At 75.3% G+C, this 23409-nt stretch carries 26 protein-coding genes; 15 read left to right on the top strand and 11 right to left on the bottom strand.

Annotated elements, in window-relative coordinates:
• Positions 1–319: 319 nt before the first annotated feature.
• The 3 genes from ACFWIS_RS08895 (at position 320) to ACFWIS_RS08885 (ending at position 3015) form a co-directional block, all read left to right on the top strand.
• A complete protein-coding gene (locus ACFWIS_RS08895; protein ID WP_380460121.1) occupies positions 320–865 on the top strand; it encodes an XRE family transcriptional regulator in 546 nt (181 codons plus the stop codon).
• 189 nt (positions 866–1054) lie between these two features.
• On the top strand, positions 1055–1663 hold the full coding sequence (locus tag ACFWIS_RS08890) for a ParH-like protein (protein ID WP_380460123.1): 609 nt from the start codon (positions 1055–1057) through the stop codon (positions 1661–1663).
• Positions 1660–3015, top strand: a complete 1356-nt coding sequence (locus ACFWIS_RS08885) for an MAB_1171c family putative transporter (protein WP_380460125.1) — start codon at positions 1660–1662, stop codon at positions 3013–3015. The genes ACFWIS_RS08890 and ACFWIS_RS08885 overlap by 4 nt, the downstream gene beginning before the upstream one ends.
• On the opposite strand, the gene ACFWIS_RS08880 is transcribed toward ACFWIS_RS08885, so the two are convergent.
• Positions 2993–3574, bottom strand: coding sequence for an RBBP9/YdeN family alpha/beta hydrolase (locus tag ACFWIS_RS08880; protein WP_380460127.1), 582 nt, complete (start codon positions 3572–3574; stop codon positions 2993–2995). The two genes, ACFWIS_RS08885 and ACFWIS_RS08880, sit on opposite strands and share 23 nt — an antisense overlap.
• A 128-nt stretch (positions 3575–3702) precedes the next feature.
• On the opposite strand from ACFWIS_RS08880, the gene ACFWIS_RS08875 reads away from it, so the two are divergent.
• Complete coding sequence (locus ACFWIS_RS08875) at positions 3703–4302, top strand: TetR/AcrR family transcriptional regulator (protein WP_380460129.1); 600 nt, start codon at positions 3703–3705, stop codon at positions 4300–4302.
• 81 nt (positions 4303–4383) lie between these two features.
• Here ACFWIS_RS08875 and ACFWIS_RS08870 read toward each other — a convergent pair whose 3' ends face one another.
• Both ACFWIS_RS08870 and ACFWIS_RS08865 read right to left on the bottom strand, forming a co-directional pair.
• Positions 4384–4584, bottom strand: coding sequence for a DUF4253 domain-containing protein (locus tag ACFWIS_RS08870; protein WP_380460131.1), 201 nt, complete (start codon positions 4582–4584; stop codon positions 4384–4386).
• 229 nt (positions 4585–4813) lie between these two features.
• Positions 4814–5128 carry a hypothetical protein gene (locus ACFWIS_RS08865; RefSeq protein ID WP_380460133.1) on the bottom strand — a complete coding sequence of 105 codons (315 nt, stop codon included), beginning with the start codon at positions 5126–5128 and terminating at the stop codon, positions 4814–4816.
• A 307-nt stretch (positions 5129–5435) separates the two neighbouring features.
• Between ACFWIS_RS08865 and ACFWIS_RS08860 the strand changes: the two genes are divergently transcribed.
• The 3 genes from ACFWIS_RS08860 (at position 5436) to ACFWIS_RS08850 (ending at position 7515) form a co-directional block, all read left to right on the top strand.
• Positions 5436–5615: a Scr1 family TA system antitoxin-like transcriptional regulator gene (locus tag ACFWIS_RS08860; RefSeq protein ID WP_380460139.1), complete on the top strand. Its 180-nt coding sequence runs from the start codon at positions 5436–5438 to the stop codon at positions 5613–5615.
• 167 nt (positions 5616–5782) lie between these two features.
• Positions 5783–6202: a YciI family protein gene (locus ACFWIS_RS08855; protein ID WP_380460135.1), complete on the top strand. Its 420-nt coding sequence runs from the start codon at positions 5783–5785 to the stop codon at positions 6200–6202.
• Positions 6175–7515 carry an RNA polymerase sigma factor gene (locus ACFWIS_RS08850; protein WP_380523797.1) on the top strand — a complete coding sequence of 447 codons (1341 nt, stop codon included), beginning with the start codon at positions 6175–6177 and terminating at the stop codon, positions 7513–7515. Before ACFWIS_RS08855 ends, ACFWIS_RS08850 begins: the two co-directional genes overlap by 28 nt.
• Positions 7516–7908: 393 nt before the next feature.
• Here ACFWIS_RS08850 and ACFWIS_RS08845 read toward each other — a convergent pair whose 3' ends face one another.
• Genes ACFWIS_RS08845 through ACFWIS_RS08835 form a run of 3 tightly spaced genes read right to left on the bottom strand, consistent with a single transcriptional unit; the run spans position 7909 to position 9988 of the window.
• A complete protein-coding gene (locus ACFWIS_RS08845; protein ID WP_380454071.1) occupies positions 7909–8457 on the bottom strand; it encodes a hypothetical protein in 549 nt (182 codons plus the stop codon).
• Entirely contained in the window at positions 8454–9017 is a 564-nt protein-coding gene (locus ACFWIS_RS08840; RefSeq protein WP_380454073.1) for a DUF664 domain-containing protein, read from the bottom strand. The genes ACFWIS_RS08845 and ACFWIS_RS08840 overlap by 4 nt, the downstream gene beginning before the upstream one ends.
• Positions 9018–9058: 41 nt before the next feature.
• The gene (locus ACFWIS_RS08835; RefSeq protein WP_380454075.1) at positions 9059–9988 is read right to left on the bottom strand and encodes a LysR family transcriptional regulator; all 930 of its coding nucleotides are present in this window, start codon (positions 9986–9988) and stop codon (positions 9059–9061) included.
• A gap of 65 nt (positions 9989–10053) precedes the next feature.
• Between ACFWIS_RS08835 and ACFWIS_RS08830 the strand changes: the two genes are divergently transcribed.
• From ACFWIS_RS08830 to ACFWIS_RS08810, 5 genes are all read left to right on the top strand, one after another.
• A complete protein-coding gene (locus ACFWIS_RS08830; RefSeq protein WP_380454077.1) occupies positions 10054–10836 on the top strand; it encodes an NAD(P)-dependent oxidoreductase in 783 nt (260 codons plus the stop codon).
• 320 nt (positions 10837–11156) lie between these two features.
• The gene (locus ACFWIS_RS08825) at positions 11157–11999 is read left to right on the top strand and encodes a BPL-N domain-containing protein (RefSeq protein ID WP_380454079.1); all 843 of its coding nucleotides are present in this window, start codon (positions 11157–11159) and stop codon (positions 11997–11999) included.
• 217 nt (positions 12000–12216) lie between these two features.
• A complete protein-coding gene (locus ACFWIS_RS08820; RefSeq protein ID WP_380454081.1) occupies positions 12217–13431 on the top strand; it encodes an FAD-dependent monooxygenase in 1215 nt (404 codons plus the stop codon).
• 57 nt (positions 13432–13488) lie between these two features.
• Entirely contained in the window at positions 13489–14259 is a 771-nt protein-coding gene (locus ACFWIS_RS08815) for a MerR family transcriptional regulator (protein WP_380454083.1), read from the top strand.
• The gene (locus ACFWIS_RS08810; protein ID WP_380454085.1) at positions 14256–14453 is read left to right on the top strand and encodes a hypothetical protein; all 198 of its coding nucleotides are present in this window, start codon (positions 14256–14258) and stop codon (positions 14451–14453) included. Before ACFWIS_RS08815 ends, ACFWIS_RS08810 begins: the two co-directional genes overlap by 4 nt.
• 3 nt (positions 14454–14456) lie before the next feature.
• On the opposite strand, the gene ACFWIS_RS08805 is transcribed toward ACFWIS_RS08810, so the two are convergent.
• The gene (locus ACFWIS_RS08805) at positions 14457–14873 is read right to left on the bottom strand and encodes a VOC family protein (protein ID WP_380454087.1); all 417 of its coding nucleotides are present in this window, start codon (positions 14871–14873) and stop codon (positions 14457–14459) included.
• A 35-nt stretch (positions 14874–14908) separates the two neighbouring features.
• Positions 14909–15316: a helix-turn-helix transcriptional regulator gene (locus ACFWIS_RS08800; protein ID WP_380454089.1), complete on the bottom strand. Its 408-nt coding sequence runs from the start codon at positions 15314–15316 to the stop codon at positions 14909–14911.
• Between the two features lie 132 nt (positions 15317–15448).
• On the opposite strand from ACFWIS_RS08800, the gene ACFWIS_RS08795 reads away from it, so the two are divergent.
• Both ACFWIS_RS08795 and ACFWIS_RS08790 read left to right on the top strand, forming a co-directional pair.
• Positions 15449–16093: a carbonic anhydrase gene (locus ACFWIS_RS08795; RefSeq protein WP_380454090.1), complete on the top strand. Its 645-nt coding sequence runs from the start codon at positions 15449–15451 to the stop codon at positions 16091–16093.
• 133 nt (positions 16094–16226) lie between these two features.
• Entirely contained in the window at positions 16227–16862 is a 636-nt protein-coding gene (locus ACFWIS_RS08790) for a flavin reductase family protein (RefSeq protein WP_380454092.1), read from the top strand.
• A 22-nt stretch (positions 16863–16884) separates the two neighbouring features.
• Here the strand turns inward: ACFWIS_RS08790 and ACFWIS_RS08785 are convergent, their stop codons facing one another.
• The 3 genes from ACFWIS_RS08785 to ACFWIS_RS08775 form a co-directional block, all read right to left on the bottom strand.
• Positions 16885–17505: a hypothetical protein gene (locus ACFWIS_RS08785; RefSeq protein WP_380454094.1), complete on the bottom strand. Its 621-nt coding sequence runs from the start codon at positions 17503–17505 to the stop codon at positions 16885–16887.
• 353 nt (positions 17506–17858) lie between these two features.
• Complete coding sequence (locus ACFWIS_RS08780) at positions 17859–18116, bottom strand: DUF4287 domain-containing protein (RefSeq protein ID WP_380454096.1); 258 nt, start codon at positions 18114–18116, stop codon at positions 17859–17861.
• A 95-nt stretch (positions 18117–18211) separates the two neighbouring features.
• Positions 18212–22207, bottom strand: coding sequence for a Pls/PosA family non-ribosomal peptide synthetase (locus ACFWIS_RS08775; protein ID WP_380454098.1), 3996 nt, complete (start codon positions 22205–22207; stop codon positions 18212–18214).
• 426 nt (positions 22208–22633) lie between these two features.
• Between ACFWIS_RS08775 and ACFWIS_RS08770 the strand changes: the two genes are divergently transcribed.
• Complete coding sequence (locus ACFWIS_RS08770; RefSeq protein ID WP_380454100.1) at positions 22634–23326, top strand: histone deacetylase; 693 nt, start codon at positions 22634–22636, stop codon at positions 23324–23326.
• Positions 23327–23409: the final 83 nt, after the last annotated feature.

Here is a 23409-nt window from a genome sequence, read left to right as displayed (position 1 = left end):
GGCCCGGTGTGTCGACGCCGTGCGGTCTCACGGGAGTCGGCCCTTCCGCCCGGGGCGCGCCGAGGTCGGTTCGGGCGGTCCGGCGGGGAACGGCAAGTGCTCTCGGAACGACATGGGATGACGGTGCGTCAGATCGTGTCGGCGGCGCCTGCGGGCTGCCCGTCCAGGATGTCAGCCGACGCTACGCGGGTCAACTGGCGTTGATTGCGGGTATCTTCGGATCCACGCCAGCTGATGCCGTTCGGCTATCGTGACCTGGCCGGCCCTGCCGCCCGTCGAGGTCGCGGAGCGGAGGGCCCGGGCGTGAGGAAGGTGGGGCATGACGGAGTCGACGGGGGACGGCGTTCAGGTGGAACCGCAGGGTGCGTCGCCGCAGCCGGACGCGCGCCCGCAGGAGCCCGAGGACGGATCCGTGAACGAGGGCGGCGACGGGGACGGCCCGGCGGGCGCCGGGGCGAGCGGCCTGGCGGCCCGGATCGAGGCGCTGTTCCACACCGTCCGCCGCCCCGACCGCGAGCAGTACACCAACGAGGAAGTGGCCCGGGCCTGCCGCGAGGCGACCGGGGAGTCCTTCTCCACCACCTACCTGTGGCAGCTGCGCACCGGGCGCCGGGACAACCCGACCAAACGCCACCTGGAGGCGCTGGCCCAGTTCTTCCAGGTCCCGCCCGCGTACTTCTTCGACGAGCGGCAGGGCGCCGAGATCGCCAAGGAGCTGGCCCTGCTCGGCGCGCTGCGCGACGCGGGCGTGCGCAGCCTGGCGCTGCGGGTGGTGGGCCTGTCGCCGGAGGGCCTGGACACCGTCAGCGAGCTGGTCGACGTGATCGCCCGCCGGGACGCGGCGCGCAAACGCCCCACGTCCTGAACCCGGGGCCGGGGCCGGGCCGGGGAGGCAGCGGGTCCGCCGGAGCGCGGGGCGACAGGACCGCCGGACGCACGTGCGGATGCGTCGGCGGGCGGAACCGTAGGGGTGGAGCGGTGAGGGGAGCTCGGCTTGTGGGGTGACTTATGGGGTGGCCGGGGCTACCGGTCCACGCTGCGGCGCTGTCGCCGGATGGCCGAACAGCTGGAGCTGCCGAGCCCGTTCGACCCGGTGGTGCTGCTGGAGCGGCTGGCCGTGCGGCGCGGACGCCCGATCGAACTGCTGCCGGTGACGGCCCGTCCGAACGCCCCCTGCGGGCTGCTGGTCTCCACCCTGGAGGCGGACTACATCCTGTACGCGGCGGACACCGGGGTGCTGCACCAGCGGCACATCCTGGTGCACGAGATCGCGCACCTGCTGCTCGACCACGCCGGCTCCGCGCCCCTGGCCCCGGCCGCCGCGCTGCTGCCCAACCTCTCCCCCGCGCTGGTGCAGCGGGTGCTGGGGCGCACCAGCTACGACGAGCCGCAGGAGCGGGAGGCGGAGCTGCTGGCCTCGCTGATCCTCAGCCGGGCGGAACGGGCGGACGCCGCCGACCAGCCGGGGCCGGCACCGGCCCACGGGTCGCTGGACGCACTGGGCGTCCTGCTGGCCGCCGGGCGGCACGGCGACGCGGGCCGGGCCGCGGCGCGGCAGGACTCCGCGAAGGACTCCACGGCGGACTCCACGGAGTCATTCGCGAAGGACTCCGTGGCGGACGACCCGGGCCCCGACGGCGGGCCGCAGGCGGGCCGGACGTGAGCGACCTCGCCCTCTACCCCGTCGGACTGTTCTTCGTGCTCAGCGCCGCCCACTTCGCCCGCAGCCGGATCGACTCCCGCGCCACCGCCCGCTACACCTGCTACGGCACGGCCCTGCTGGGTTCCGCCCTGCTGGTGCTCGCCCCGCCGACGGTGGGGGCGGTGCGGGCCACCGGTCTCCCGGTCCTGGCGGTGCTGGTGATCGTGCTCGGCGACGGGCTGCGCGACGGCGCCGCGGCGGCGATGCGGCTGCTCGCGCCGGCGCTGCGGGCCGCCGACGCGGGAGCCACCGACCCGGGAGCCACCCACCCGGGAGCCGGCGGGCGGGCCGGGCCGGTACGGCGCGAGGTCCGGGGCGGACTGGCCCTGCTGGCCGGGGTGCTGGGCCTGCGGCTGGCGCTGATCACCGCCGCCGCGCCGGGCCTGGTGGGCGAGGACCTGACGGTGGGGCCCGAACTGTCCGCGCGCCTGGCGCTGGCCGGGTACACCGCCGTGGGCATGCTCCACACCACCGTGTGCCTGACCACGCTGCTGCGCGAGCTGGTGCGGCGCTCCCGCGCGGCCGGCCCCGGGCGGCTGGGCACCGGGCTGCGACTGCTGACCGGCGGGCTGGCGGCCGGGCTGCTGTGGAACGCCTGGAGCGTGGACGACGTCCTGCGCGCGGCCATCACCGGCCGCCAGGACGGCTCCGAGGACACGCTGTGCGCCGTCCTGGGCGGACTGTGCGCGGCGCTGATCGCGGCGGGCCTGGGCAGCACCCTGTGGCCGGCCGCGACCGAGGCGCTCCGGGGCTGGCAGCGCGCCCACCGCCGCTACCGGGCGCTGACCCCGCTCTGGCGCGACCTGCACACCGTGCTGCCGGAGATCGCCCTCGACCCGGCCCGCCGCCTGCGACTGCCCCCGCGCGACCCGCGGTTCGCGCTCTACCGGCGCATCATCGAGATCCACGACGCCCGGCTGATCCTGCGCCGGCACCTCGACCCGCGCGCCGCCCAGTGGCTCGACCACGCCACCCGCCGCTTCCCGCCGCCCACCGCCCACGCCGCCACCACCACCGCCGAGGCGGCGGCACTGGCCGCCGCCCTGGAACTGGCCGCGGCCGGCGCCGTACCCGGGCCCACCGCCGCGACCGCCGAACCGGCAGCAGCGGCACCGGCAGCGACGCCGGAAGCGACGCCGGCGGTGAGCGTCGCGGACACCCTGGACGGCGAGGCCGACCACCTCGCCCGCCTGGCCCGCGTCTACGCCACCTGCCCGGCCGTCGCCGAGGTCCGCACCCGCGCCCGCGCCGCGCGGGCCCACGCGGCACAACCGGCCGGGGCGGCCCGGATCAGGCGTGGAGCAGTTCGGTGACCAGCCGGACGGCCTCCGGCACCTCGACGTGGTCGTCCGGGGTGGCACCGAAGTGGCCGCCGGTGGAGGTCAGCACGGCGGTGGCGCCCAGGCCCCGGACGAACAGCCCCACATGCTCGGCCGGATCGGGCTGGTTGACCGGGTCGTCCATCGCCTGCAGGACGCGGAAGCCGCGCGCGGTGCGGCGGATCCGCTCCCAGTCGAAGCCGCCCTCGAAGAACCCGGCGAGCAGGTCGTAGCCGACCTCGTGCGCCGAGGCGGCCACCAGCAGCACGCCGGCGAACACCCCGTCGGCCTCCGGGTCGTGGCGTTCCAGGAAGCGCAGCACGTTGACCGCTCCGATGCTGTGCCCGACCAGCACGGTGGAGCCGGCCGGGCCCGCCGCCTTGACCGCCTCGCCGTACGCCTCGCGCCAGGGCCCCGGCTGCGGGGCCTCGGCGCCGGGCAGGCGCGGCACGGTGACCCGGTGCCCGGCAGCGGCCAACTGCTCGGCCAGGTACGGGAACCAGACGCTGTCGTCGCTCGCGCCCAGGCCGTGTGACACCACGATCTCGCTCATGTGCGATCCACTCCCCTTGAATCCGCTGGATTCGCCGGATCCGCCGAATCCACTGCGTCGACGGACCGTTCAATCGAAACGATCCGTCGCGTTTCGATTGAACGGTAGCACGCTGCTACGGTGACGGGGTGCCAACCGGACAACCCCCTGGCCGTCGCACCGGCGGCCGTATCCGCAGCCAGGACGCCCACGACGCGGTCCTGGCCGCCACCGTCGAACTCGTCGAGGAACTCGGCTACCAGGCCGTCACCGTCGAACGGGTCGCCGCCCGCGCCGACGTCGCCAAGAGCACCATCTACCGCTGGTGGAAGTCCAAGGCGCCGCTCGTCCTGGACGCCTACCGCACCGCCGTCGAACAGCGGATGCCCGAACCCGACACCGGCACCCTGGCCGGCGACCTGACCGCCTTCACCACCGCCCTGTACGGAGTCGTCTGCCACCCGCTGCGGATGCGCACCCTGCGCGGCCTGATGGCCGAGGCCCAGCTCGACCCGGCCTTCGCCGAACCCTTCCGCCAGTGGGTCCAGAGCCGCCGCGCCGTCGTGCTCACCCTGCTCGCACGCGGCGTCCAGCGCGGCGAACTGCCGCCCACCGCCGACCTGGAGGCCGCCACCGACCGGCTCTTCGGCCTCTTCTGGTACCGCCTGTTGGTCGGCCACCAGCCGCTGGAACCCGCCCAGGCGGCCGACCACGTCGGGCAGTTGCTGGACGGCCTGCGGCACGGCTGAGCGGGCGGCCCGCCGCCACCCACGGCGGAGGCGAGCCACCGATCGGCCGCGAGCGACCCCGCGGGTCAGAACACCCTCCCGTCAGTCCCACCGGAAGCGCCAGTTGACCGCGTCGGCCGGCTCCTCGGCGTAGCCGGCCGGGCCCTGCGCGTGCTGGAACAGGCTGTCCGGGCAGAACGCCGCGTGCTCGGCCGCCACCAGCAGGGCCTCCTGCGGGCCGGCCGGCGGCGCCGCGGCGCCCGACTCCGGTGCGGCGTCGCCCACCTCGACGGGCCCATCCACCGACGGCTCCTCCCCGGCCGTCCGCGGATATCGGTTTCCGGGCAGACCTGAAAGCCGTTCGGTGACGTCTCCGCCGAATGGTTCGGGTGAGCACATGCCGCCGACTCGTGCCGCTTTGCGCACCCGCAGGTCAGTGCGGACAGGTCTTTTCGTTCCGCCTTTCCGGGCGTTCCGCAAACGCCGCTGGGGGATCTCCCGGCCGACCGCCCGACCCGGTTGTCCGTTTTCCTCAGCCGGACTGCGCGACAAGCGCCCGAACCAGCGCGACCGCGTCCTTGAGACTGAGGTCGGGGCGCGCCCGGCGGACCTCCCGGACGGCCTTGACCTCGGCCGTGCGGGGGTCGATGCCGGCGAGCGCCAGGACGTTTCGCGCCCATTCCACCCCGGCCGGGCCGGCACTCGGGACGAAGTCCTCCACGATGTGGATCGCACGGCGCAGACCGGGGAGTTCTTCCTGGTCTGCGGTGTCCAGCGCGGCCTGGAGGGCCGCCTTGAGCGCTTCCAGATTGGCCGGCTTCGCGCGGTTCGACAGCGGATAGAACATGGTTGGTCCCTTTCTGATCGCAGGCAATCGGACGGGCGGTTCGGATTCAGGACCGGACGCCTGACGGAAGGTCCGGCCGGTCGAATGTATGGACAACCGCCCGGTGTTCCCACCGTAATGCCTCCCCCGCCCTGATCCGGCACCAGCCCGTCCCGGCGGCGAACAGGGCTGCGAAAGGCCGACCTGTCCGGCGCACGTTTCCACCGCGCAATTCCAGTTCCGGTGCGGCGGGCGGGGGTTAAACCCCCCAGTCGGTGCGCGGACGGTCGACAGGGCGGCCCGGGCGGCGGACACCTACCGCGACTTCATCGCACCAGAGGCCGTGGCGTCCTCGGTGCGCGCGTTCCAAAACCAGCTGATCCCAGCGCTGTTGCAGACCCCGGACTGCGCACGAGCGTTCACGACGGCAGGTCGGCGCTGGAAGCGGCCGGAAGACGTCGAGCAGTTCGCGACCGTTCGCCGACTTTCCGCGCAGGGTGCCGGGTGACGCCGTCGCTGCTTCGGCGGCCGAAGCAGGCCACGGGGCGGCGAGGCGGCGAGGGGCTGTCGGCGGAAAGGAATATCGTCCGTTCTCGTCCACGTGTCGATCCGGCGTCGCGCCGTTCGACCTTGGGTTGGAGAGGGTCGGCAGGCGACCCCGTCGAGGAGGTTGAGATGGCCAAGTACATGCTGATCATGCGGGGCACGGACGAGACCATGGCGAAGATGATGGAGACCCCGTTCGAGGAGATGCTGGAGACCGTGGGCCGCTTCAACGAGGAGCTGATCCGGGCCGGCGTCCTGGTGGCCGCCGAGGGGCTGGACGACCCGTCGCAGGGCGTGGTGGTCGACTTCGCCGGGGAGACGCCGGTGGTCACCGACGGCCCGTACGGGGAGACCAAGGAGCTGTTCGGCGGCTTCTACCTGATCGACGTCGCCTCCAAGGAGGAGGCCGTCGAGTGGGCCAAGCGGCTGCCGGCGATGCCCGGTTCCAAGTGCGAGGTGCGCCGGGTGCCGAGCATCGAGGAGTTCCCGCAGGACAACGAGTGGATCGTCAAGGAGCGGGCGTGGCGCGAGCGGACCGGCCAGCTCTGATGCCCGCAGCCACCGACGGCCCGCCGGGCGCCGCGGCCGCCCGGCGGGCCGTCGAGGCGGTCTGGCGGATCGAGTCCGCGCGGATCGTCGGCGCGCTGGCCCGCTACACCGGGGACTTCGCGCTCGCCGAGGACGTCGCCCAGGAGGCGCTGGCGGAGGCCCTGGTCGGCTGGGCGCGCGACGGTGCCCCGGCCAGCCCGGTGGGCTGGCTGCTGGCCACCGCCCGGCGCCGGGCCATCGACGCCTTCCGCCGCGCCTCGGCGCTGGACGAGCGGTACGCCGCGCTCGCGGGCCCGCTCGCCGAGGGCGAGTTCAGCACGGGCGCGGCGGGCACGCCGGCGCCGCCGCCGGAGCTGCCGTTCGACCCCGACCGGGTCGACGACGACGTCCTGGCCCTGATGTTCACCGCCTGCCACCCGGTGCTCTCCCCCGAGGCCCGGGTGGCGCTCACCCTGCGGGTGGTGGGCGGCCTGTCCAGCGAGGAGATCGCCCGGGCGTTCCTGGTGCCGGTGCCCACCGTGCAGGCCCGGATCACCCGCGCCAAGAAGACCATCGCCGCCGCGCACGTGCCGTTCGAGCTGCCGCCCCCGCAGGAGCGGCGGGCGCGGCTGGGCGCCGTCCTGAGCGTGCTGTACGTGATCTTCACGGAGGGCTCGACGGCGACGGCCGGCGAGGACCTGCTGCGCCCCGACCTCGCCTACGAGGCCGTCCGGCTGGCCCGGATGCTGGCCGCCCTGCTGCCCGCCGAGCCGGAGGTGCACGGACAGCTCGCCCTGTTCGAGCTGACCGCCTCGCGCTTCCCGGCCCGCACCGGCCCGGACGGGGAGGCGGTGCTGCTGGAGGACCAGGACCGCCGCCGCTGGGACCACTCCGCGATCCGCCGCGGCCTGGCCGCGCTGGGCCGGGCCGCGGCCCTGGGGCGGGGCCTGGGCCCGTACGGCCTGCAGGCCGCGATCGCCGCCTGCCACGCGGCGGCGCCCTCGGTGGCGGACACCGACTGGGAGCGGATCGTGCTGCTGTACGAGGCGCTGGGCCGGGTGGCGCCGTCCCCGGTGGTGGAGCTCAACCGGGCGGTGGCCGTCGCGATGGCCGACGGGCCGCTGCCGGCGCTGTCCCTGGTCGACGACCTGGCCGTCTCCGGCCGCCTCGCCGGCTCGCACCTGCTGCCGGGGGTGCGCGGCGAACTGCTGGTCCGGCTCGGCCGCACCACCGAGGCCCGGGCCGAGCTGGAGCTCGCCGCCCGGCTGTGCCGCAACGTCCGGGAGCGGGCGGTGCTGCTGCGCAAGGCGGCCGCGCTCGGCTCCGGAGCGTGACCGTACGGCCCCGCGTCCCGACCATCGGACGCGGGGCCGTACCGGTCGGGCGGCTCAGCCGCTCAACCGCTCAGCACTGGGGGCGGCGGCCGTGGTTGGCCCCGCGCCTGGCCCGGGCCTTCTTCTTGCGGCGGCGCTTCGACGACATGGCGGACTCCTCTCGCAACCGGCCCCCGGGGGCGCTCCCCCGGTCTTCCACCGTTCCACAACCGGCCCACCCCGGCCCGTCGAACGCCGAGCGCCGAGCGCCGCCGTGCCGGGAGGGCCCTCACCCGGATGCCGGGGCCCTGTCCCGCACCACGGTGCGCAGCAGCCGGTCGGGTGCGGCGGCGGCCCGGGCGAGGGCGAGGGCGAGGGCGGCGCCGACGGAGCTGCCGACCTGGACGGGCTCGGTCAGCTCCCGGGCGTCGACCGCTGCCTGTCGACCGGCGCCCGGCCGCCCGCCGACGTCACCTGCTGAGCGCCCGGCCGGCGCCCGGCCAGGTGCCGTCGGCAGACCTCCCGGAAGCGCGGGTGGCGCTCGCCGATCGCGGTGAGCACCACCCGCATCTCGGCGGCCGTGGGCAGCGGGTACGCCTCGTGGTGCAGGGCCAGGTGCAGCCGGACGGGGTCGTCGCAGTGCCGTAGCCAGTCGTCCAGGGTGTGCTTCATGGAGGCGCCGTTGTCGGTGCCGGACCACGCGGCGACGTTCAGGAAGACGGTGCCCTGCTCGACGGTGGCCCACCCGAGGTGCACGGCGCGGGCGACGGGTTCGGCGATGTCGTCGGCACCGTGGGCGGCGATCAGGGCGTCCACGGCGTCGAACAGCTCGTCCGGCAGCTCGCCCGGATCGCCCGCGCCGCCCGCCTCACCCACTGCGCCCGCCGAGCCCGCCTCGTCCGCCGTGCCCGGGGACAGCGGCAGCGCGCACAGTCGGCGCAGGGCCGCGTCGGCTGCCGTCACTGGCCCACGCGGCCGTCCACGCACTCGCGCAGCAGGTCGGCGTGGCCGCAGTGGCGGGCGTACTCCTCGATGCGGTGCACCTGCAGCTCGCGGACCGAGAGGCGCTGCGCGCCGAGCCGCTCCCCGAGGTCCGGGTGGGCGGCCAACTCGGTGTCCAGTGCGGCCTGTTCGCGCTCCAGGTCACGCCAGGCGGCCGCCACCAGGGCCGGGTCGGCGGCGGCTCCGTCGAAGTCCGCGTCCCGTGGGCCGTAGAGCTTGGGCAGCGGCTCGCCCTCGGTGATCCAGTTGCGCCAGTCCCGCTCCACCCGGGCCAGGTGCCGCACCAGGCCGAGCAGTGACATCGTCGACGGCGGCACCGAGCGGCGGGCCAGCTGCTCGGCGTCCAGGCCCTCGCACTTCATCCGCAGGGTGAGGCGGTAGTCGGTCAGGTAGCCCGCCAGGGTGGCCGCTTCGCCGTCCGGGGCGGGCCCTTCGCTGTTGCGCGGGTCCTCGTCCGGGTCGACCCACATGTCGGGGTAGACGCTCGCCTGGGTCCATCGCTCGGGGCGCTCGGTTGCCATCCGGGCATCCTCGCCCGCAACGGCCTTCCCCCGCCACCGGGTTACCGCCCGGAGCGGAAGCCCGGCGCGGACATCCGGACCGCCCCCGCCCGCAGGAAGCCGGTGAAGCCCTCGACCGCGGGCGGCACCCGCTGTCCGCGGCGGGTGGCCGTGCACACGTGCCGGACCGGGGTGTCCTGGGGGTGGAGGGGGACCAGGGCGATGTCGGGGCGGGCGGCGCGGGCGGCCAGGGAGGGGATCAGGGTGGGTCCCAACCCGGCGGCGACCAGGCCGAGTTTGGCGGTCCAGGCGCCGACGGCGTACTCGATCCGGGGCTGGAAGCCGCTGCGCAGGCAGGCGGCGAGGAGGGTGGATCCGGGGTCGCGGCGGGCGGCGATCCAGGGTTCGTCGGCGAGTTCGGCCAGCCGCAGGCGGCGCCGGCCGGCGAGCCGGTGGCCGCGGGGCAGGGCGACCAGGACGGGGTCGGCGAGCAGCGGCCGCAGGTCGAACTGTTCGCTGTCGTAGGCGTCCTGGGGGTTCTCGGTGTAGGAGGCGACCACGGCGAGGTCGATGGTTCCGTCGGCGAGCCGGTCGAGCAGCTGGGCGGCGAGGCCTTCGGTGAGGGTGATCTCGACCTGCGGGTGGGCGGCGCGGAAGGCGGCCAGGGCGCTGGGGACGAGTTCGGCGTTGGCGCTGTCGAAGGCGCCCACCCGCAGGCGCCCGGCGTCCAGTTCGGTGAGGGCGACGAGGTCGCGCCGGGTCGTGTCGAGGCGTTCCAGCAGGGCTTCGGCGTGCGGGAGCAGGGCGTGTCCGTGGTCGGTCAGCCGCACCCCGCGGGCCAGCCGGTCGAACAGGGTGACGCCCAACTCTCCTTCCAGGGTGGCGATCTGGCGGGAGATCGCGGACTGGGTGAAGCCCAGCCGCTCCCCCGCGGCGGTGAAGGAGCCGAGGTGCGCGACGGTGCGGAAGACGTCCAGCCAAGCCATGTCCATTTCGCATGATTACCATGCGAGACATTCGCTTGTCGCCTGGCTCGGTGCTGCCTAGCGTGACGGCCATGGAAAAGATCGCCTTTCTGGGCCTGGGCCGGATGGGGCTGCCGATGGCCCGCCGCCTCGCCGCCGCCGGCCACCCGCTGACCGTCTGGAACCGCACTCCCGGCCGCGCCGACGGCCTCACCGAGGCCGCGAGCCCGGCCGAGGCCGTGGCGGGGGCCGGCGTCGTCGTCACCATGCTGTCCGACCCGCAGGCCGCGGCCGAGGTCGCCGGACGGTTCACCGCCCACCTGGCCCCGGGCACCCTGTGGATCGACATGTCCTCGATCGGCCCGCGGGCCGCCGCCGGGCTGCGCGCCCGACTGCCCGACGGCTGCGCGATGGTGGACGCCCCGGTGCTCGGCAGCGTGGGACCGGCGGCCAGCGGCGACCTGGTCGTCTACGCGGGCGGCGAGGACGCCGACCTGGACCGTGCCGAGCCCGTCCTGGCCCACCTCGGCCGGGTGCGGCGCTGCGGCGGCCCGGGAACGGGGGCGGCGCTGAAGGTCGTGGTGATCGGCGCGATCGTGGCCTCGGTCACCGTGCTGAGCGAAGTGGTCGCGGTGGCCGAGGAGTTGGGCGTGCCGCGGCAGGAGGCCATGGACGTGCTGGCGACCGGGCCGCTCGCGGGGGTGGTGGCCCGGGCGCGCAGCACGGAGTCGGACTTCCCGGTGCGGCTGGCGGCCAAGGACCTCGCCCTGGCGGGCGGCGGCCCGGTGCTGGCGGCGGCCCGCCAGGTGCTGCTGGCGGACCCGTCGATCGCGGAGCGGGACCTGTCGGCGGTGGTGGGCCCGCACCGGCCGTAGGGCGCGCCCCGGGAGGAACGTCCGGGGCCCGGCTCCCGGCGCGGCGGGCGCTCGGGCAGGCGGCGCCGACGGCCGGGCCCGGGTGCGGCCCTGTGCGGTGGGGAGCTCCCCGCGGGCCCCGACACCCCGGAGCCCGAAGCGCGGCCCCGGCACCCCGGAGCCCGCAGCGCGGCCCCGACACCCCGGAGCCCGTCAACCGGACGTCCGCACATTCACCCGTTCAGGGGGACTGGTGTGCGGGCCGGGGCCGGTGGGACATAGCGTCGGGGCGGCGTACGGGGGTCGGCGCGAAGCCCTGGAGGGCGACGGGAGTGCGGGTCATGAGGGCTGGACGGGGCGCTGCGGCGCTGGCGCTGGCGGCGGTGGTGCTGACGGCCTCGGCGTGCGGGGCGCCCGCCCCCGGCACGAGCGCGGACGCCAGGGCCGGGGCCGCCGGCTGGGCGGGCGGCGCGGGCACGGCGGCGCCGGACCCGCAGGGCCGTCCGCTGGCCCTGGTCTACCGGGGCCCGGCGGCCTGCGAGGGCTGCCCGGAGGCGGCGCGCGACCTGCTGGAGCAGGACGGCTTCGCGGTGCGCTACATCGGGCCCGAGGAGGAGACCCGGTTCGGCCCGGACGCGCTGTCCGGCGTCGCGCTGTACGTGCAGCCGGGCGGCACCAACGGGCAGGAGGTGTCCACCGCGTGGCGCCTGATGCGGCGCGACCAGGGTTTCTCCCCCGAGCTGGTGCGCGCGTACGTGCGCGGTGGCGGGCACTACCTGGGGCTGTGCATGGGCGGCTACCTGGCGGGCCGCGATCCGGGCTACGGCCTGTTGCCGGGCGACTCGGGCCAGTACATCAGCTCCCCGGGCGCCACCGTCACCGACGAGCAGGACCACCTGGTCGACGTCTCCTGGCGCGGGCGGCCGCAGCGGATGTACTTCCAGGACGGCCCGTACTTCGACGTGAACGGCCCGGACGCGGAGGTGCTGGCCCGCTACACCAACGACCGGGCGGCGGTCGTGGTCGCCCCCTACGGCGCGGGGCGGGTGGCGGTCAGCGGCCCGCACCCGGAGGCGCCGTCGGACTGGTACCGCGACTACGACCTGCCGGACGAGTCGAAGACCGGCCTGGGCCTGGGCGGGGACCTGCTGCACACCCTGATGGGCACCGCCCCGAGGCCCTGAGGGCCCGGAGCCCTGACACCCCGGTCCCGCCCCCAGGGCCCGCCCTCAGGCCCGCACTAGTGCACCTCGGGCGCCGCCCGCCTGGGCAAAGCCCCCCACGACCGCCCCGCACGGCCCGGAGGCACCCCCGAACCGCCCTAGTGCACTAGTGCATCAATTCCAAATAACCGCAGAACAAGGCTTGTTGAGCCCATGCGTACTGCGTACGGTTATGGGCATGGAGAACACCGACATCCTCATCTCCGGCGCCGGCGTCGCCGGCCCCGCCCTCGCCTACTGGCTGCGCCGCCACGGCTTCCGCCCCACCGTCGTCGAGCGCGCCCCCGCCCCGCGCCCCGGCGGACAGGCCGTCGACCTGCGCGGCGCCGGACGCACCGTCATCGAGCGGATGGGCCTGATGGAGCGGGCCCGAGCGTTGTGCGTGGAGCAGCGCGGCATCGCCCTGGTCGACACCCGCGGCCGGCACGCCGCCCGGATGCCCGTCGAGCTGTTCGAGGGCGAGGGCATCGTCTCCGAGCTGGAGATCCTGCGCGGCGACCTCGCCGACCTGCTCCGGGAGGCCACCGACGGCGTCGAGTACCGCTACGACGACAGCGTCACCGCCCTCGACCAGGACGCCACCGGTGTCACCGTCCGCTTCGAGAACTCCCCCGCCCGCCGCTTCGGCCTGGTCATCGGCGCCGACGGCCTGCACTCCGCGGTGCGCCGGCTGGCCTTCGGCCCCGAGCAGGACCGCTACCGCCCGCTCGGCGGCTACCACTCCTGGTTCACCGTCCACGACCCGGCGCTGGCCCGCGACCTGGACAGCTGGTTCCTGATGTACAACGCCCCCGGCGGACTGGTCGCCGCCGCCCGGCCCGGCCGGCTGCCCGGCGAGGTCAAGGCCTCGCTCGGCTTCCGCTCCGCCCCGCTCGACCTCGACCGCCGCGACGACGCCGCCCTGCGCCGCCTGCTCGCCGCGCGCTTCGCCGGCGCCGGCTGGCAGGTCGAGCGGCTGCTCGCCGGCCTGGCCACCGCCGACGACTTCGCCTTCGACTCCTGCGGCCAGATCCACCTGGAGCGCTACAGCCGCGGCCGCATCGCCCTGCTCGGCGACGCCGGCTACAGCCCCAGCCCGCTCACCGGCCTGGGCACCAGCCTCGCCCTGGTCGGCGCCTACCTGCTGGCCGGTGAACTCGCCGCCGCCGCGGGCGACTTCCGCACCGCCTACGCCCGCTACGAGGAGCTGATGCGCCCCTACGTGACCCGCGCCCAGGAGCTGCCGCCCGGCGGCTTCCAGGGCTACGCCCCCGACAGCGCCCTGATGATCCGCCTGCGCGCCGCCTCGATGCGGTGGATGGGCCGCTGGCCGCTGCGCCCCGTCCTGGCCGCCCAGTTCGCCAAGGCCGGCGACATCGTCCTGCCCGACTACCCGCTGCCCGCCCACGCCTGAAGCCGGTCCGGCGCCCCGGCTTGCACCTGACGCGGCGTGAGGAGGAATGCTCGTGCCATGCCCACCGACGAACAGACCTGGAAGGTCGGCCCGCTCGCCGAGGCGAGCGGACTGACCGTACGCACCCTCCACCACTGGGACCGGATCGGGCTGCTCAGCCCCTCCCGGCGCACCGCCTCCGGCCACCGCGCGTACACCGAGCCGGACGTCGCGCGGCTCTACCAGATCCTCGCCCTGCGCCGCCTGGGCCTGGGCCTGGAGACCATCGCCACCTGCCTGGACGCCGGCGTCGACCCCCGGCGCCTGGTGCGCGAGCACCTCGCCGCCACGGAGGCCTCCCTCACCGCCCTGCGCGCCCTGCACGGGCGCCTGACCCACCTGCACGGCGAACTCGACGCCGAACGCGAGCCCGGCACCGCCGACCTGCTGCGCCTGGTCCAGGCCGTCGGCGCCACCGGACCCGCCGCCGACGAGGCCCTGCGCCGCCACCTCGACGACGACCAGCTGCACGCCCTCGCCGACCACGCCGCCGCGCTGGGCCCGGCCGCCCACTACCTGCTGGAGGTCGAATGGCCCCAGCTCTACCGCCGCGCCGAAGCCCTGCGCGGCGAGGGCGCCGACCCCGCCGACCCCCGGGTGCGCCGCATCGTCCAGCGCCTGGACGAACTCTCCCGGCTCTTCAGCGGCGGCGACACCGCCCTGTCGGCCGCCGTGCGCACCGCCTGGCGCGAGGACCCGGCCGCCCTCTCCGGCGACCCGGCCGCCCCCGCCGACGCCTGGGCCGACCTGCGCGCCTTCCTCGACCGGGCCCGGCGGGGCGCGTCATGATGCCCCGTCACGCCCGGCTGCGCACAGCTCTGTCGAGCGCCCTGCCGGTCCTGGCGGTGGCGGTCCTGGCACTGTTCCCGCCGGCCCTGGCCGGTGTGCTGCCCCGGTCGGTGCCGTCGGCCGTGCTGCTGGCCCAGGGGGTGCGGGCCTGGCGGGTCTTCCACCGCCTGGGCCGTACCCGGAGCGGGAGTTGACGGCTACCTGGTGCGCGGCTGGTTGAAGCGCAGCATGTTGCCCGCCGGGTCGCGGAAGGCGCAGTCGCGCACGCCGTAGGGCTGGTCCATCGGTTCCTGGAGGACTTCGGCGCCGGCGGCGCGGATGCGTTCGAAGGTGGCGTCGCAGTCGTCGGTGCGGAAGATGACGCCGCGCAGCAGGCCCTTGGCCAGGAGTTCGGCGGCGGCCCGGCGGTCGTCCTCCGAGGCGTGCGGGTCGGCCAGCGGGGGTTCCAGGACGATCTCGACCCCGGGCTGGTCGGGCGAGCCGACGGTGACCCACCGCATCCCCTCGAAGCCGACGTCGTTGCGGACCTCGAAGCCGAGCACGTCGCGGTAGAAGGCGAGCGCCTTGTCGTGGTCGTCGACGGCGATGAAACACTGGGCGAGTTCGATGCGCATGCCCGTCAAACTAGCGCTCCGGTCGGGCCGGGGCCTCATGTGCGGCGGACCGGGCGGGTGCGGATCTTGGCGACGCAGGCGGGGATCGGCTCGCCGTCGGCGTGGTCGCGGGAGCGGTAGGCGCTGGGGCTCTCGCCGACGAGTTCGGTGAAGCGGGTGCTGAAGGAGCCCAGCGAGGTGCAGCCCACGGCCATGCACACGTCGGTGACGCTGAGGTCCCCGCGGCGCAGCAGGGCCTTGGCCCGTTCGATGCGGCGGGTCATCAGGTAGCTGTACGGGGTCTCGCCGTAGGCGGTGCGGAAGCTGCGGGAGAAGTGGCCGGGGGACATCAGCGCGGTGGCGGCCAGCGCGGGGACGTCCAGCGGCTGGTCGTACTCGCGGTCCATCCGGTCGCGGGCCCGGCGCAGCAGGACGAGGTCGGCGAGGGGCACTCGGGTGGGCATACGGCCACGGTACCGAGTCGCACTGACGGACCTCTCCCGCCGGGCAGCGCACCGGCGCCCGTCCGCGGCCCCCGGCCCCGTCCGCGGCCCCCCGGCTGCGGCCCCGAACAGGGGCGATCTAGGGTGGGCGGCATGATCTCCTCTCCGATATCCGGCCCGGTATCCGACCCGATCTCCGACCCCGACGAGGCCCTGCGGGTGCTGCTGGAGGGCAATGCCCGTTTCGTCGCGGGCACTCCCGAGCACCCCAACCAGGACGCCGGGCGCCGCGCGGCGCTGGCGCCGGTTCAGAAGCCGTTCGCGGTGCTGTTCGGCTGTTCGGATTCCCGGCTGGCCGCCGAGATCATCTTCGACCGGGGCCTGGGTGACCTGTTCGTGGTGCGCACCGCCGGGCACGTGACCGGTGCGGAGGCGCTGGGCAGTGTCGAGTACGGGGTGGCGGTGCTGGACTGTCCGCTGGTGGTGGTGCTGGGGCACGACTCCTGCGGTGCGGTGGCGGCGGCCCTGGACTCGCTGGAGCAGGGCAGGCTGCCGGGCGGGTTCGTGCGGGACGTGGTGGAGCGGGTGACGCCGAGCGTGCTGTCGGCGAAGGCGGCGGGCATCGAGGACCCGGACGCGATCGTGGACGAGCACATCCGCCAGACCGTGGACCTGCTGCTGGAGCGTTCCCAGCTGCTGGCCGGCCGGGTGGCCGAGGGGCGGGTCGCGGTGGTGGGGCTGTCGTACCGGCTGACCGACGGCCAGGCCCGCACGGTCGCCGTCCGCGGTCTGGGCTGACCCCGGCCGGTACGGGAACGCCATGTCCGATCCCCGCCAGCGCGGGTGTGCGGGCGGGGGCAGAGTCGGTGGCCGGTCACGGATCGTCCGGTCCGGGCCGCCGACTCACCTGGATTCGAGGACGGCTCTTCCCGTGCACAAGGTCACTGATCTCAAGGTCCTGTACTTCGGCACCCCGGTGGTGCTGATCGGCTCGCGCAACGAGGACGGCGGCGCCAATCTGACGCCGATGTCCTCGGCCTGGTGGCTGGGCCAGACGTGTGTGCTGGGCCTGGGCAACACCTCGCAGACCGCGATCAACCTGCGGCGCGAGGGCGAGTGCGTGCTCAACCTGCCCAGTGCGGCGCAGGTCGACGCGGTGGACGCGCTGGCGCTGCTGACCGCCAATCCGCGGATCACGCAGTCCCGGCGGGCGCAGGGCTACCGGCACGAGCGGGACAAGTTCGCCGCCGCCGGGATGACGGAGCTGCCCGGGGAGCTGGTGCGGGCGCCGCGGGCGGCCGAGTGCCCGGTGCAGCTGGAGTGCCGGCTGGAGGAGGCCCGGCCGCTGGCGGGCAACGAGGGGTGCACCGCCTTCGAGGTCACCGTGGTGCGCGCCCACGTGGACGAGCGGCTGCTCGTACCGGGCACCGACCACTACGTGGACCCGGTCGGCTGGGACCCGCTGATCATGAAGTTCTGCGAGTTCTTCGGCGAGGGCCGGCGGCTGACCCCCTCGCGGCTGGCCGAGGGCTGGCGGATGCCCGGCCGGCTGCCGGCCGCGGTCTGAGCACAACGCCGGAGGGTGCGCGTCAGGGCGCGACGCTCTCCCCGCAGGAGTCGCACACCCGGGTGGCGGGCAGTTCGAGGAAGCAGTTCGGGCAGATCGCCGGCGGGCGCGGGGCCGTCGCGGTGGTGGCGGCGGCGCCGGTGGTGGCGGCGGCCTTCTTGCGGGTGACCGCGGTCTTCAGCCGCGGGGCCAGGGCCGGGATGCCGCCGTCGGCGGGCAGGTCGGCTCCGAAGTGCCGGTAGCAGGCCAGCCGGGCGGCGGCGGCGTGCTGCTCGCGGTCCATCTCGTCGAGGATCGGCGGCTGCCCGGCCACCGCCAGGACGTCCTGGTAGCCGGCGCCGACCATGCCGTCGGTGGCGTGCACGACCAGGGCGGTCAGCGGCGGGTCGCCGCGGCGGTGGGCCTCGCGCACCACCAGGGCGAGGACCTTGCCGATCCAGTGCCGCTGGTTGATGCTGGTGCGCACCCCGGAGGCCTGCTGGACGGCCTCGGCCAGGTCGGCGTAGGTGATCACCGCGTGGTAGCGGCGGGCCACGTCCACCAGGGCGGGGTAGGCCGCCCTGGTCCACACGATGTGCGCCTGGCTGACGGCGACGGGCGTGCCGTCCGAGTCCCGCCAGTAGCCGCGCTGCTGCTGCGTCATCCGTCCGCCCCTTGTCCGTTCCGCCTGTCGGCCCCCGCCGGGAGCGAGGCTACCCCGCGCGGGTGTCCGCTTTCCTGCCGGGGGCTTTCCCGCCGGCTTCCTTCCGGCTTCCCGCCGGCTCCCTTCCGGGCCTTTGCCGGCGGGGCCTTTCCGGCCGGGCTTGACTTCAAGTGCTGTTGAAGTCGTGGAATGGGGGCCGACCGCAGCCGTACGGGCAGTCCGCGGTCGATGCCCCGCCCGTACGGGAACGGACCGGGGCCGGGGCCGCCGTCATCCGATCGTGCCGTCGGCGGCCCCGGCCCCCGTCATCGCCGGATCGCCGGCCCCCGACCCCCGGCGACCGGGGGCCCGGGTCAGGCCGTCTCGGCGAGGGTGTGGGCGACCAGGGCGTTGGCGTGGCCGTGGCCCAGGCCGTGCTCGGTCTTGAGCCAGGCGACGAGTTCCATGTGCCTGGTGAGCGGGGAGGCGCGGATGAGGTCCTTCCACTCCTCGATCGGGCGGCCGTGCTTCTTCTCGATCGACGGGAAGTAGCTCGCGGGGCCCTTGACGGTGTTCTTCCCGGTCGCGGCCGTGGCCGCGGTGGCGGTGGCCTTCACATGTGCCGTGGTCATGTCCGGTGTCCTCCCAAGTACGGGCAAAGCAGAAGCGGTGCGTTCACGGGTAGGACCGTGAACGCACCGCTTCCCCATCGCCCGGTAAATGTGATCTACATCACGGCAACTCGCCGCCGTCCCCGGGCCGCGCGGCGCCCGGCCGGCGGGGTGGCGTCGGCGTTCCAGGCGGCGACGGGGTTGCCGAGCCAGCGGGTGGCGCCGGGGACGTTCTCGCCCCGCATCACCAGGGAGGCCGGGCCGACCGTGGCGGCGTCGCCGAGGGAGGAATTGAGCAGCACGATCGAGTGCGGCCCGGTGGTGGAGCCGGCGCCCAGGTGGACGGGGCCCAGCCGCATCACCCGGTCGTGGAACAGGTGGGTCTGCAGCACGGTGCCGCGGTTGACGCTGGCGCCCGCCCCGACGGTGACCAGGTCGCTCTCCGGCAGCCAGTGGGTCTCGCACCACACGCCGCGCCCGATCTTCGCGCCGAGGCTGCGCAGCCACAGGTTCAGGTACGGGGTGCCGGTCATGGCGCCGCCGCCGAAGGGCATGGCGAGTTCCTCGACGAAGGTGTCGTAGAGCTCGTTGCGCCAGACGAAGGAGGACCACAGGGGGTGCTCGGAGACCCGGAAGCGCCCGACCAGCAGCCACTTGGCGAGGGTGGTGACCGCGCAGGCCACCACCGCGGCGGCCACCAGCACCGGGCCGGCCGCCCCGACGGCGGTGCCCAGCCCGTAGTCGTTGCGGACGGCCTGCAGGGCGGCGAAGACCAGGTCGGCCATGACGGCGGCGATGACGACCGGCAGCAGTCGGCAGACCTCGACGCCGGCGCGCGCCCACATCAGGCGCTTGGGCGGGTCGTAGGTGCGGGCCTCGCCGCCGGTGTCGGCCACCCGCGGCAGGGCGAAGGCGGGCCGGCCCAGCCAGGAGGAGCCCTCGGGGGCCTGGGCGGGGGTGTCGGAGAGCACGCCGACCAGGGAGTTGTCGGGCAGCGAGCGGCCGGGGCCCACGATGCCGGAGTTGCCGACGAAGGAGCGGCGTCCGACGTGGGCGCGGCCCAGGTGCAGGCGGCCGGCGCGCAGCTCGTAGGGGGCGACGAGGGTGTCGTCGGCGAGGAAGGCGCCGTCGTCGACCCGCATCAGGCCGGGCAGGGCGAGCACCGTGGAGGCCTCCACCCGGCTGCCGATCCTGGCGCCGAGCAGGCGCAGCCACACCGGGGTGAAGAGGCTGGCGTAGAAGGGGAACAGGGTGCGCCGGGCGCTGTCGCCGAGGTGGGAGACGCCCCAGGCGCAGAACGCGACCTTGCCGGTGGCCGGGTGGAAGCCCGGGCGCAGCGGGAGCGAGAGGAGCCGGATCAGCAGGGCTATCAGCGCGGCGTGGCAGACGACGGTGAGGATGGCCAGCGGGACGGTCATCGGCAGCAGCTGGAGCAGCACCGCGGCCAGGGTGCGTTGGTTGTCGACCATCGGGTAGACGATGAACATCGCCGGCAGGGCGGCGATGACGGGCAGCAGGCCGAAGGCCGCGAAGCCGACGCCGTAGGCGAGGTTCCAGATCCGGGAGGCCCTGACGGGGCCGGTCGGCCAGGGGGTGCGGGCCTCGGTGGAGGGGCGGGCCGGGGAGCCGTGCCAGTGCTCGCCGGGCGGGACGGTGCCGGTGACGCAGGAGCCGGGGGCGATCTCGGCGCCGGCGCCGACGCGGGCGCCGGGCATCAGGGTGGCGCGGTGGCCGATGCTGGCGCCCTCGCCGATGTCGATGTGGCCGAGCTGGAGGGTGTCGCCGTCGAGCCACCAGCCGACGATGTCGGCCTCGGGTTCGAGGCTGGCGCCGTTGCCGATCCGGGCCAGGCCGGTGACGGGGGGAGCGGTGTGCAGCTGGACGTTCCTGCCGACGCGGCAGCCCAGCATCCGGGCGTAGCGCGGGGCCCAGGGGGTGCCGGAGAGGTTGCCGGTGCCGAACATGGCGGTGTAGCGCTCGGCGGCCCACAGCCGCAGGTGGACCTGGCCGCCGCGGGGGTGGCTGCCGGGGCGCATGCCGGCGGTGAGCAGGCGGGCGCCGGCGGCGGCGAGCAGGGTGCGGCCGGGGGCGCTGTAGAAGAGGACGGCGCCGGCCGCCACGGGCCACCAGGAGCTGTGCGGGGCCCAGGTGACGTTGCCGCCCATGAGGTTGTCGACGGCGATCAGCACGACCACCCAGCGCAGTCCGGACAGGCCGAACATGGCGAGCAGCATCAGGCTCTGCCAGAGGCCGGCGCCGCGCGGGGTGGGTCGCACCGGCCGTGCGGGCGTGGCGGGCGCGGCGGCTTCCGGCCCTGCCGCGGCCGCCGCGGCCTGGGGGGCCGGGGCGAGGGAGTCGAGGTAGCCGGCGAGGTCGCCGAGCACCGGGTGGGCGTAGAGGTCGGCGACGGAGACGCCGCTGTGGCGGGTGCGCAGTTCGGAGACCAGGCGGGCGGCGGTGAGGCTGGAGCCGCCGAGGGCGAAGAAGTCGTCGCCGCGGCCGGGGGCCATGCCGAGCAGGCGCTCCCACTGGCCGGCGAGCCAGCCGGCGGTGCCGTCCAGGGTCTCGGCGGGGCGCTCGGAGCCGCCGGTGGTGGCCAGCGGCCAGGGCAGGGCGGCGCGGTCGACCTTGCCGGAGGTCTTGGTGGGCAGGGAGTCGACCAGGGCGAGGACGGGCACCAGCGGTGCGGGCAGGCGCTCCAGCAGTCGCTGGCGGGCGTCGGCGAGGTCGGGGGCGGCGCCGGGCCGGGCGACGAGGTAGCCGACCAGGAGGTCGGCGCCGGCCGGGGTCTTGCGCACGGCGGCCGCGGCGGCGCGGACGCCGGGCAGGGCCTGGAGGGCGGCGTCGATCTCGCCGAGTTCGATGCGGCGGCCGCCGAGTTTGATCTGGTCGTCGGCGCGGCCGAGGAAGACCAGTCCCTCGGGGTCGTTGCGGACCAGGTCACCGCTGCGGTAGACGCGGGGGGAGGCGATCGCGGGGTGGGGGCTGTACTTCTCGGCGTCCTTGGCGGGGTCGAGGTAGCGGGCGGTGCCGATGCCGCTGATCAGCAGTTCGCCGTTCTCGTACCAGGGCACGGGGTGGCCGGCCTGGTCGACGACGGCGATCTCCCAGCCGTCCAGGGGTGCGCCGATGCGCACCGGCTGGCCGGGCAGCATCCGGGCGGCGGTGGCCACCACGGTGGTCTCGGTGGGGCCGTAGGTGTTCCAGAACTCGCGGCCGGGCACGGCCAGGCGCTCGACGAGTTCGGCCGGGCAGGCCTCGCCGCCGACGATGATCAGGCGGACCTGGTCCAGGCACTCCTGGGGCCACAGGGCGAGCAGGGTGGGGACGGTGGAGATCGCGGTGATCCGGCGTTGGACGAGCCAGGGGCCGAGGTCGGTGCCGGCCTTGACCAGGGAGCGGGGGGCGGGCACCAGGCAGGCGCCGTGGCGCCAGGCCAGCCACATCTCCTCGCAGGAGGCGTCGAAGGCCACCGACAGGCCCGCCAGGACGCGGTCGCCGGGGCCCAGCGGGTGGGAGCGCAGGAAGATGCGGGCCTCGGCGTCGACGAAGGCGGCGGCGCTGCGGTGGGTGACGGCCACGCCCTTGGGGCGGCCGGTGGTGCCGGAGGTGAAGATGATCCAGGCGTCGTCGGCAGGGGTGGGCCAGGCCGGGCGGCCCGAGGGGCGGGCGGCGGGGCCGGCGGCCAGCCGGTGGCCGGCGCCGATGATCGCGCAGACCTGGGCGTCCTGCCAGATCATCTCGGCGCGCTCGTCGGGGTCGTCGGCGTCCACGGGCACGTAGGCGGCGCCGCAGCGCAGCACGGCGAGGATGGCGACGTACAGGTCGGCGGTGCCGGAGGGGATGCGTACGCCCACCCGGTCGCCGGTGCCGATGCCGTGGCCGGCCAGCCCGCCGGCCAGGGCGTCGACCTGCTGCAGCAGGGTCCGGTAGTCGAGCACCGTCTCGCCGGTGTCCAGCGCGGGCGCGTGGGGGTACGCGTCGGCCGTGGCGGCGATGACGTCGAGGAGGCTTCGCGGGTGGGCGGGCTGGGCCACCGGCCAGCCCGCGGCCTGCCCCGGGTCGGGTCGGTGCAGCGTGCCTGGGCCAGCCGTGTCGTGGCGTGCGTCCATGGGGATGGGTTCCTTGGCTCCGTTTGTCCTGAGAGGCGCGTGTCACTTCGCTACGTGCGGTGACGCCGTTGTCACGTGGTGGGAACGCGCCCACTCACCATGACTCCACGGGGCGTCCGCTGGATGCAGCGAAGGCGCGGTCAAAGAGAATTCTCATCATTGATGACAATCGGCCTAATCATCATGCGAATCGAATGTCGATTCGGGTATTTCTACGTGTTTTCGCTGGTGAAGGCTAATCGGCGGAAACCGGAGGGGCGTGACGGCGGAGGGAAGAGTGATGAACACCATGGCGTCCGGAACGGTACCGGTAGTGAGGGGTTGGCTACCGAATCGGTGGGTTTTGGTCGGATGCTCATCCTGTCCACGTCAGTCTCGGTTTTGTGTGCGGCTCTCCAGCCGCCGTCCAACAAACGGACGTTTCCTGTGAAGACGGTGTGGGCCGCGGCGCCCGCTTGCGGACCGCACGGCGGGAACCCGCTCCTCTGGTACGCGGCGTACGGGTCCAACCTGCACGCTGCCCGCCTCGCCTGCTACCTGTACGGCGGCCGTCCGGAGGGCGCGGCCCTCGGCTGCCCGGGCTGCCGCGACCGCCGCCCACCCCGGCGAACGGCCGCCCTCACCCTGCCCGGAACCCTGTACTTCGCCGGACACTCCCCCACCTGGGGCGGCGCGACGGCCTACTACGACCCGGCCGGCCGCGGGCCGGTGCCCTGCCGCGGCTACCTGCTCACCCCCGGCCAGTTCAGCGACATCGCCGCCCAGGAGATGCGCCGCCCCCCGGGCACCGACCTCGACCTCACCCGGGTCCTGGCCACCGGCCGCGACCGGGTCGGCCCCGGCCGCTACGAGACCCTGCTGCGCGTCGGAGCACTCGGGGGGCGCCCGGTGCTCACCTTCACCTCCCCCGCCGGCCTGGCCGGCACCGAGCCCACCGCCCCCACCGCCGCCTACCTGCGCACCCTGGGCGCCGGCCTGGCCGAGGCCCACGGCTGGGGGCCCTGGCGCGCCGCCGGCTACCTCGCCACCCGCCCGGGGGCGGCCGGGCACTGGGGGGTGGCGGCGGTGGCGGCGCTGCTGGGGCGAGCGGGGGCGGGGGCCGGCCCGACGGCCGGTTGACGGCAGGTCGGCGCGCGGCCGACGGTCCGTCGGCGCGCGGCCGGTGGTCGGCCGGTGGTCGGTCAGCCGTCAGTTGCGTTCAG

It is taken from the genome of Kitasatospora sp. NPDC127060, assembly GCF_042724935.1.
GTDB lineage: Bacteria > Actinomycetota > Actinomycetes > Streptomycetales > Streptomycetaceae > Kitasatospora.
The sequence above is the reverse complement of the archived record's forward strand: the minus strand, read 5'-3'. Positions and strand labels throughout refer to the sequence as shown.